Here is a 9,643-nt window from a genome sequence, read left to right on the forward strand (position 1 = left end):
TTATATTTTAGGGTTCAAAACTTATCCAAACTTCCTTTTTCACTGACGGATTCGGAACATATAAGAAAGTATCCGGAGCATCTTCAAAAATTTTATAAATGGATTTACCTTTCCCAATACCTAAATCATGATACTCTCTTGGAGCCTTTCTTACCAGTTCCGAAAAATGATAGTTTGTATTTCTGATCCACTTCAATCCATCACCCTCAAAAACAGGATACCATGCAATACCTTTATGACGACGAATCTCAGCATATTCAAAACCATATTCACGGTCACACCATGCACCAAACACAAGAGATTCATCTGCATTCGTACTAATGGTAGCATGTACCCAATATGGAGGGACCACCACCACATCGCCAGGCTGTGCATAAACAGCATAACACCTCCCCGGTTCATCTGTAGCCGACTCTTGCATGTAAATGACCGCCTCTCCATTCCATATCTCATAAACCTCTGGAGTGGACCATTGACTAAAAGGTGAGACCTTATGAATATGTCCCTGACTGCGAATGGGTTCCATTCCCAAACTTCCTTTGGCATAAGCCACTACTCCAAAAAGCAAATGCTGTTTTTGCAAAAGCGCTTTATGAACAGTCTTACCCACATCCATAGCTATAGAATAGACAATATCCGGTCCTTCACATTTCGGATCCAACAAACTAGACCGGATATCATCCAACCACCGGTTTTCTACTGTCGGGCCAAAAACGTCCTTACCATAAATAAAACCTAACGGATTTTCTGTTATCCCTATATCAATCCCCTTATCAAAATTATCTTTATGCATGATGTCTTACAAAAGCTTTAATTGTTCCACATTCCATTCCTTCAGACTCCCCATAAGGTTTTATTGTATATTCCTTTATGGCAGCAGGAATAATAAAAGTTTCCGCATAATGGACAACAAACGGAGAAAATTGTCCTATAGGACTTTCCACTATCACCGAACGTCCCTCAATCAGATTCAGAACATTAACACCCGACTCATTCTTATGCAAAACTTTGTCCGTGAACCAATGTCTTCTTGTTTCTATAAATTCCCATTCATGAAGTCCCGTCTTTTCTTCACGCCAAGAATCTCCTTCACCAATAACAGAGACCTTGTTTATCAGTTCTTCTTTCACCCAAGACTCCGTTCTATTCCATTGTATCACATTAGCCCCATGAGCTATATTAATCGGACGCGGTCTGCCATCCAGTCCCATCCGTCCCCAATCCCACAACTTAAATGTAAAGATGTATGGGGTTGCACTAATCTCAAGTACCATGCTATTCCTTCCCGAACAATGTACCGTACCAGCCGGAATTAAAAAATGATCATGCTTCTTTGCCGGATAAATACCTACATACTTCTCCACTTCAAATTCACCAGTCCTTTGCGATTTTTCCAATTCATCAAGCATCTCCTCCGGTTTAATATTATCCTTCAAACCCAAATATACAGTTGCCCCCTCCTTAGCATCCAAAATATAGTAGCTCTCATCCTGCGTATAATGCATCCCAAATTTCTGTTGTATATATTCAGTCAAAGGATGAACTTGTAAGCTTAGATTGCCGCCTTCTATCGTATCAAGAAAGTCAAACCGTATTGGAAACTCATCACCAAACCTGCCATACACAGCATCACCCAATAACTGTCGGGGATAAGCAAAAATCAAATCAATTGACGGTATTTCCACTTTCTCATCCCCAAAGGCCAACAACAGACTGTTTTCTTCAGGTACACAGTCAAAACACCAAGCATAATTAGGCATCGTCCGTTCTAAATCGCAAACATCTTTCATCCACTGTCCTCCCCAAGGCCCCGGATCAAAAAAGGGAACTACACGAAACGGACCATTTACCGCTTTCTCCAATCCCTCAAACATCGCTTTGCCTGTAATCATCTTAGGATGATTGCGCCGGTTCGTATCCAAAACATAATCCACCTTTGCCATCAGCATCTTTTTGTGCCTATCGCATATTCTCCAATCTACGAAAAAAGCTCTTTTATACTGCAAGGAGGTTCGTTCTTCTTTATTGTTGACACCTATATTTGATATTTCATTTTTACGGAATCTGGACTGTATCTCCCATCTTGCCATATCGGCATAAATCAACAAATCAGGATGTTCACAAAGATAGGCCGCACCAACCCCATAGACTATTACAATACCAGACTGCAAATCTTCTATCTGTTGCCGGATACCAGTAACTTTATCGAAATCAAAAAAACATTCCATTGTATACCGGGTCAGATAGCCGAATAATTCATCATCGGTAATATCAGGATAGAAAAAATCATTGATTTTCTCTTCCGGCAACATCGCACTATCTGTATGAACAAATAAAGCATTATTGAACCTACCGGCAAAAGCATTACGTATATCATTCTCAAACACTCCTTGATAGCACTCAATCGCAACCACTTTCAACGGCTTCTCCAGTACCTTCAAACGTTCACTGATACTATCGGTAATGGCAAACCAACCGGAAATACAGTCATCCGAATTATAGGACACCTGCACAAAAGGATATTTATCGTAATTAGCAGAATACTTCATCTTTTATCTTTTTTCTTAAACAATATTCCAAACCATACAAAGCTGCATAATCTCCCAAGCTAGAAACTACCACAGATACTTTTGCACTCGGAGTCCAGGCAAACTTTGACACCCGTTCCTCGATATAAGGCACTATCACTTTATGGCTATTCATGATTCCCCCTCCAAGTATCACCACTTCAGGATCATAAGCATGAATAAAATTTATAACAGCAGCTCCCCATATTTCAATGCATTCATTTCGTACCAATAACGCGTCTCTATTTCCTTGTTCCGCCAATTGGAAGATTTCTTTAAAATCATAATTCTGAGATGACATTTTAAACGAAGGAGACAGGCAAGCATGATCCTTTATAATTTTATGAAGGAAGAATGAAGAGGACAAAGCCTCCACACACCCCTTGTTTCCACAAGAGCATAACCTTCCTTTGTAGTCTACTACAAAATGGCCACCCAACGAACCTGCTTGAAAGTGCTTTCCATACATTACCTCACCATTCATAATGACTCCCGATCCTATGCCCGTACCAATAGTCATCATAACAACGCTATCATATCCTCTGCCGCTCCCATATTGCCATTCTCCAATTGCTGCAAGCCGTGCGTCATTATCAATGTAAAAGGGGGCTCCCCAATGTTCATCCGCCCATCTATCCAAATCAAGCTCCACTCCATCATCATATTTTTCATTCGTAGATATAATAATGCTTTTTTTATTATTTACTAGCCCTGGAAAAGCTATACCCACTCCAAAGAGGCGCTTCACACCATTTGAATTTAGCAGGAAATCAATTGCATTTTCAATCTCCGGCAAACTTGCTGTCATATCCAAATCTTGACGAGAAGGCATTTTTACATAGTCTACCAGTTCTCCATTGCGTAAGAGACCGACTTTTGTAATGGTTCCTCCCAAATCTACAGCTATGATATACTTCATATTCATATTTCTATCAATTGGGGATTGCCATTCACACACTGTAAAGATGCAGAAAACCCGTTCTCCAAAATCACTTGATAATCATGTCCTGCGTCCGAAGGCCAACAAGCAGCGAATGACAGAACAGAATATCCTATATTTGCCACACGATGGGCCACCCCTCCAGGTATATAATGAAGACTACCCGGAAACATCCGCTCACTCCAAACCCTTCGGTTCTGATCCATCATAATCAATCTGCCTTCACCTTCCACTCCCCAATAGTACTCCCCACGATTCATATTGGCATGAAAATGTCCTTTGGTCATGAAATACTCATCACCAACCTTACCTGGATAAATTCTCGTGATTCCGAAATAGAGTCCCCCTGGCGTTCCTTCTTCAACCGGCAGATGACAAGTCACCTCATACAATAAAGTATCAGGAGACATCTGTTCATAAGCCTCACAATTATGAAAAACACCTCGTAAATCAGCCAAAGTCTTCAAACTCCTCTTCACATTTTCACCGATCAAAGAATCCTTTATAAAGAGCAAAGGCGACTCATTTGTTCTCTTATCATTCATCAGCATCATACTTTTAAAATCTTATATTGCAAAAGTACGCTGATATGGAACTCGCTCTTTCCTCTATATTTTCCGATAATTATGGTATTTTACCATTATTCGCAGCAAATGGATAAAACCTTGCAAAAAAAGTAGAAAACCAAGGCTCTAACCACCAAATATTCAATGATAAAATAGTAGAATCAAATGGCTTGTTTAGCCTTTACTCCAAACTGCTTTTGGAACTGCGACGGGGACATTCCTGTCACTTTTTTAAATTGGGATATAAAATTAGATAAGTTAGGGAATCCGACTTCCCCACTGATAGTAGAAATCTTCATTTTGTTTTCCAGTAATAGTTTTTTCGAATAACCGATACGCATTTCGTTCAGATATTCTACAAAGGTTTTCTTGGTCCTCTCCTTGAAATAACGGCAAAAAGCTGTCGGGGTCAATCCAACCAAAGTCGAAACTTCTTCCAACCTAATGGAAGTCGCAAAGTTCTTGACGAGAAACTTGTATACCTTATTAAATCTCTCAAAATCTTCTGAATTTACAGAATTCGTAAATCCCACTGAGGCCAGTAACTCATACTCAGTCGATGTGGCCATCAGCTCAAGAAGTGTTAAAAGATTCGTTACCTTCCGAACCCCTACATCATTCACCGAACTCCTTATAAACCGGGTTATCTCTAATTTCGAATTTCCGGTAAACTTCAGTCCACGCCGTGATCTCTCTATCAAATCACGAATATTATTCATTTCTGGTAATCTGATAAAATTCGGATCAAATATCTCACGTTTAAAGAACAGACAGATACACGTAGCACGCAAACCAGACTCCTTATCAAAATAAGCATCATCATTACGCCATTCATGAGGGAGATTAGGGCCAATCATACATACATCCCCCTCCTCATACTGTTCTATGCAATCCCCGACAAAACGAGTTCCTATACCTCTAGTTATATACATTATCTCTATGGCCGGATGATAATGCCAAGGTACAATGAAGTGCGGCAAGTCTTCTATATAATAATGTATATGACTGTCTATTGGGAATGGCAGATCTTGGTAAAGTGGTTTCATAGTCATCTAAGTCAATAATCACCGTTAATTATAAAAGCGAATATAGATAATTATTTTATCAAAGCAAGCTATTGTATGTTAAAACTCATAGTAACATCAAAATATAAATATCAATCTTATACTCAAACAAACAAATGATATCTTTTGTATCTTTGTCCCCGCATTTTCACAACCACATAAAATTATAATGAAAACAATAGTAAATGTTCCCTCCCGACAGAACACCATGCGCGAACTGCGGGATTATCTGATGATTGCCCTGGGTATGGTCTTATATGGTATCGGCTGGACAGTCTTCCTGCTTCCCAACGATATTACTACCGGTGGCGTACCGGGCATTGCATCCATCGTATATTTTGCCACTGGATTTCCCGTCCAATATACGTACTTCGCCATCAATTTTCTGCTTCTATTGCTTGCCCTACGTGTGTTGGGATGGAAGTTCAGCGTAAAGACAATCTTTGCCGTATTCACCCTGACCTTTTTCCTTTCCATTATCCAGAAACTGACCGAGGGTGTTGTCCTCCTGCACGACCAGCCTTTCATGGCTTGTGTCATCGGTGCCTCCTTCTGCGGTAGCGGCATCGGCATCGCCTTTTCCAACAACGGCAGTACTGGCGGCACGGACATCATTGCCGCCGTAATCAACAAGTACCGCGACATCACGCTGGGCAGAGTCATGTTGATATGTGACCTTATCATCATCTCGTCCAGTTACTTTGTTCTAAAAGATTGGGAAAAGGTGGTGTATGGCTACGTTACTCTATACATATGCAGCTTCGTGCTCGACCAAGTGGTGAACAGTGCCCGCCAGTCCGTACAATTCTTTATTATCAGCGATAAATATGAGGAGATAGCCAAGCACATCCAGGTATATCCTCACAGAGGTGCAACGGTCATCAACGCCTCGGGCTTCTATACGGGAAAAGAGATAAAAATGCTGTTCGTGCTGGCCAAGAAGCGGGAGTCCACCATCATTTTCCGGCTCATAAAAGACATAGACCCCAATGCCTTTGTATCACAAAGTGCAGTCATCGGAGTCTATGGAGAGGGATTCGACAGAATCAAAGTGAAGTAGAGGATTTCTCGAACTTCCCTTGATTCCAAGTATAAACAATAGGACGGCGGACAAACGGTTTCAGTTTCTCCGCCGCTTCTTTACCCATGTAATCGGTCGTGGTAAAAGTGAATGCCAACGTGGCATCCTTCGCAGAAAGGTCCGCTTTCATCAGCAGCATGTCGGCCTGGCGACGGGCATCCTGATACTCATAGACATCCACCGTATCCGCGGCCTCAGCGATAAAATCATCCAGAACGGGCAATGCCGGCAGGTAGGACGAAGCAACCAGCTCCTTCCAGTCTGTCGTATAGAACTTGACATGGCTGTCGCAAGCCGGAGCACAAACCGTAGATACCACACAAACCACTTTCGTGCTGTCGTTGACAGGCAAGAGCTTCATCTGCCACGAGCTCTGGGGAGTCATCTTCACATGTATATAATCCGGGGCAAGTTCCGTCATTTCCGATTTACCACCAAAGCTGTTGGTCACCTCAGCTTTCATCTTACTTTCCAGAAAGTCTATAAAATCCGCACGGTTCACGGCACTAAGCAACGGACATATAGAATCCGGCATATTCTTAAAACACGTCTTGGCTTCCTGGGCCTGCAAATACCCCCATCCGATGAAAGCCAAAATCAAAAAAGCACTCAGTTTTCTTATCATAACATTTTAATCATTTCTTCAAGGAAACGGGCATCTGTTTCATCAAAACCGCCCAAATCGTCACTGTCAATATCCAATACTCCCCACACTTCACCGTCCTCACGCTTCAGCGGAACCACGATCTCCGAACGCGACAGCGAGCTGCAGGCTATATGTCCGGGAAATGCATCCACATCGGGCACAACCAACGTCTCGTCTTTATCCCATGCCGTGCCGCAAACACCACGGCCTTTCCTGATGCGCGTACAAGCTATCGGTCCCTGGAAAGGTCCTAACACCAATTCTTCACCCTTCACCAAATAGAAGCCTACCCAAAAGAAATGGAAAGTCTCTTTCAGCGCCGCCGAAACATTCGCCAGATTGGCTATCAAGTCATCTTCACCTGCCAGCAGATTTTTCAGTTGAGGAAGCAAAGCGCGATATTTCTCTGTCTTGCTACCAGCATTTATATATAGGTCTTCTGCCATATATCTCTTGTTTATTTACTCCCCAAATATAGGAAGAACATTCCAATCAACACCAAAATGAGGTCGACAGCCTTGCTTTTTAAATTCTTTTCACGGAAGAAAAGCGCACCGAAAAGGAAGGAAACAACAACGCTTCCACGACGCACCATCGAAACGATGGAAATCATGGAGTCCTCATAGCTCAGGGCATAAAAATAGACAAAGTCTGCCGCACAAAGGAAAATGGAGATACAGATAATGGTCCAGTCCCAACGAAACGGGGTACTTTCTTTTCGCTTGGGGTACCACAACAGCAAGATAATGGGGCACATGATAAAGACTTGGTAGACATTATACCACGACTGCACCAGCATCGGATTGAGCTGCTTCATCAGATATTTGTCATACAGCCCACTGACAGCTCCAGCAACGGCAGCCAGCACGATGAAAAGAATCCATTTGTTATGCTTGAAGTCGATTCCCTCCTTCTTGCCCGAACGGCTCAGCATGAAAAAGGATACTATGGCAAGCATCACGCCAATCCATTGATAAAGGTTCAAGCGTTCGCCAAACACAAGCATGGCACCTACAAGCACCATCACGGGGCGCGTCGCATTAATCGGTCCCACGATGGTCAGCGGCAGATGCTTCATCCCGAAATAACCGAATATCCAGGAAGAGAGCACGATAAACGACTTGACAACAATAAACTTATGCACCTCCCACTCCACCACGGGAACATCAAACATCGTACCTCCCAACACCGACGGCGCAAAGGCAGATACCAGAATGAAAGGAAGAAGTATCAGGCTCGAGAACAGCGTGTTCAGGAAAAGTACCGGCAGTACGGCATTGTCACGAAGCGACTTCTTCTTGAAGACATCGTAAAATCCCAATAAGGCAGCAGAGAGGAAAGCAAGCAATAACCACATAGAGTTAATTAAAAATTAAGAATTAAAAATTAAAAGGAGGGGGGTACGTTTTTGTAGTGCATCCCTCTTTTATTCTAAAAAAGTAGTTTCCGGATAGGCTACATCCACTAGAAACAATGCATTTCCGGGAACGGAGGTTCCTGCCTGACAACGGTCCTTCTGTTCGATGACGCGTCGGAAACCCTCAACAGAAAGTTTTCCGCGACCCACTTCGAGCAAAGTACCGACAATGGCGCGTACCATGTTCCGCAGGAACCGGTCGGCCTGGATGGTGAACACCCAGGTCACATCGTCTACCCGGGTCCAGGCGGCATGCATAATCTTGCAATTATTGGTTTTGACATCCGTATGAAGTTTGCTGAAGCTGGTAAAGTCCGTATAGTCAAACAAGGTTTGGGCAGCCTCATTCATCCGTTCAAAGTCCGGTGTTTGGAACAGACGGCAACGGTATTGACGATTGAAAGGCATCTTGGCAGTAGTGACGTAATACTTATACATCCGCGCCGTAGCATCAAAGCGGGCATGTGCATCGGGCTTCACGGCCCGCAAGCGGTATACGGAAATATCGGGAGGAAGCAGACGATTCAGCTTATCCGTCATAAAAACAGTGTCCAGAGGAGAATCACTGTCAAAGTGAGCTACCATCAGTGAGGCATGCACCCCGGCATCGGTACGCCCCGCTCCCACGACTTCCACCTCGCGACGCAGCAAGGTACTCAGCGCCTTCATCAAACACTCCTGCACACTCGCTCCATTCGGCTGGATTTGCCAGCCGTGATAAGCGGTGCCATCATAAGCCAGGTATATAAAATATCGTTGCACGGTCTTTTTTGTGTGCAAAGATAGTGCAAACTTAAGAAGGTTTGAATTATCTTTGCAAGGTTTTCACCACAGATTACACAGATTAACGCAGATTTTTCACAGACATAGTACATTTATAAGATGAGATATTCTTCCAGAATCCTACCTATACTGATAATTGTCGCAGCTGCCGCAACATTCACCTTTGCCGGCTGTAAGAAGAAGGACATGTCGCTCAAGTTGAACGAACCGCGCAACATTCGGGGCGTTGTCAGCTACAAACGTTCTTTCGGAGACTTGAACGAGAAACATCTCAATGTAGCCCAAGCCATCGGCATACGTGCGCTTTCCTCCCGCGAGGAAGCAGAAAAGATGAAGGAGCAACTGCAACCTATCACGACGAACGAGCTCTATGCCGTGGATTCACTGACGCATTCCATCCCTTATCTCATTCCGGGCGCCGCCAGCCTGCTGGACACCATCGGACACAACTTCCTTGATTCACTGACCGCCAAGGGGCTGAATCCAAACAAGATAATTGTGACTTCCGTACTCCGCACCCAAGACGACGTAAAACGCCTGCGCCGCCGTAACGGCAATGCTTCTCCAAACTCGGCACAT

The 9,643-nt window shown here is 43.4% G+C and carries 11 protein-coding genes; 2 read left to right on the forward strand and 9 right to left on the reverse strand.

The genetic code is table 11. From position 1 onward, the window contains the following. Positions 1-7 precede the first annotated feature (7 nt). The 5 genes from DWZ03_RS16475 to DWZ03_RS16495 form a co-directional block, all read right to left on the reverse strand. On the reverse strand, positions 8-793 hold the full coding sequence (locus DWZ03_RS16475; RefSeq protein WP_005823648.1) for a glucose-6-phosphate isomerase family protein: 786 nt from the start codon (positions 791-793) through the stop codon (positions 8-10). After that, positions 786-2,549 carry a class I mannose-6-phosphate isomerase gene (locus tag DWZ03_RS16480; RefSeq protein WP_016272607.1) on the reverse strand — a complete coding sequence of 588 codons (1,764 nt, stop codon included), beginning with the start codon at positions 2,547-2,549 and terminating at the stop codon, positions 786-788. Before DWZ03_RS16480 ends, DWZ03_RS16475 begins: the two co-directional genes overlap by 8 nt. Continuing rightward, the gene (locus tag DWZ03_RS16485) at positions 2,533-3,492 is read right to left on the reverse strand and encodes an ROK family protein (protein WP_005823650.1); all 960 of its coding nucleotides are present in this window, start codon (positions 3,490-3,492) and stop codon (positions 2,533-2,535) included. Before DWZ03_RS16485 ends, DWZ03_RS16480 begins: the two co-directional genes overlap by 17 nt. Beyond that, a complete protein-coding gene (locus DWZ03_RS16490) occupies positions 3,489-4,052 on the reverse strand; it encodes a glucose-6-phosphate isomerase family protein (protein ID WP_009037083.1) in 564 nt (187 codons plus the stop codon). The genes DWZ03_RS16485 and DWZ03_RS16490 overlap by 4 nt, the downstream gene beginning before the upstream one ends. 182 nt (positions 4,053-4,234) lie before the next feature. Beyond that, entirely contained in the window at positions 4,235-5,119 is an 885-nt protein-coding gene (locus DWZ03_RS16495) for an AraC family transcriptional regulator (protein ID WP_016272606.1), read from the reverse strand. 187 nt (positions 5,120-5,306) lie between these two features. Here DWZ03_RS16495 and DWZ03_RS16500 point away from each other — a divergent pair, with 187 nt between their 5' ends. Beyond that, a complete protein-coding gene (locus DWZ03_RS16500; protein ID WP_005823655.1) occupies positions 5,307-6,197 on the forward strand; it encodes a YitT family protein in 891 nt (296 codons plus the stop codon). Here the strand turns inward: DWZ03_RS16500 and DWZ03_RS16505 are convergent. The 4 genes from DWZ03_RS16505 to truA all read right to left on the reverse strand — a co-directional run bounded on the left by DWZ03_RS16505 (position 6,184) and on the right by truA (position 9,043). Continuing rightward, complete coding sequence (locus tag DWZ03_RS16505) at positions 6,184-6,843, reverse strand: DUF3256 family protein (RefSeq protein ID WP_035449988.1); 660 nt, start codon at positions 6,841-6,843, stop codon at positions 6,184-6,186. The two genes, DWZ03_RS16500 and DWZ03_RS16505, sit on opposite strands and share 14 nt — an antisense overlap. Further along, entirely contained in the window at positions 6,840-7,310 is a 471-nt protein-coding gene (locus tag DWZ03_RS16510) for a GAF domain-containing protein (RefSeq protein WP_005835425.1), read from the reverse strand. Before DWZ03_RS16510 ends, DWZ03_RS16505 begins: the two co-directional genes overlap by 4 nt. An 11-nt stretch (positions 7,311-7,321) precedes the next feature. After that, positions 7,322-8,221: a DMT family transporter gene (locus DWZ03_RS16515; RefSeq protein ID WP_120130413.1), complete on the reverse strand. Its 900-nt coding sequence runs from the start codon at positions 8,219-8,221 to the stop codon at positions 7,322-7,324. Between the two features lie 69 nt (positions 8,222-8,290). Continuing rightward, complete coding sequence (truA, locus tag DWZ03_RS16520) at positions 8,291-9,043, reverse strand: tRNA pseudouridine(38-40) synthase TruA (RefSeq protein ID WP_034523355.1); 753 nt, start codon at positions 9,041-9,043, stop codon at positions 8,291-8,293. Between the two features lie 120 nt (positions 9,044-9,163). Here truA and DWZ03_RS16525 point away from each other — a divergent pair. Then, positions 9,164-9,643, forward strand: a 480-nt coding sequence (locus tag DWZ03_RS16525) for a DUF5715 family protein (RefSeq protein WP_120130427.1), incomplete at its 3' end; no start/stop codon positions are given.

The organism is Bacteroides sp. AF29-11, from assembly GCF_003602895.1.
GTDB classification, from domain to species: domain Bacteria; phylum Bacteroidota; class Bacteroidia; order Bacteroidales; family Bacteroidaceae; genus Bacteroides; species Bacteroides uniformis.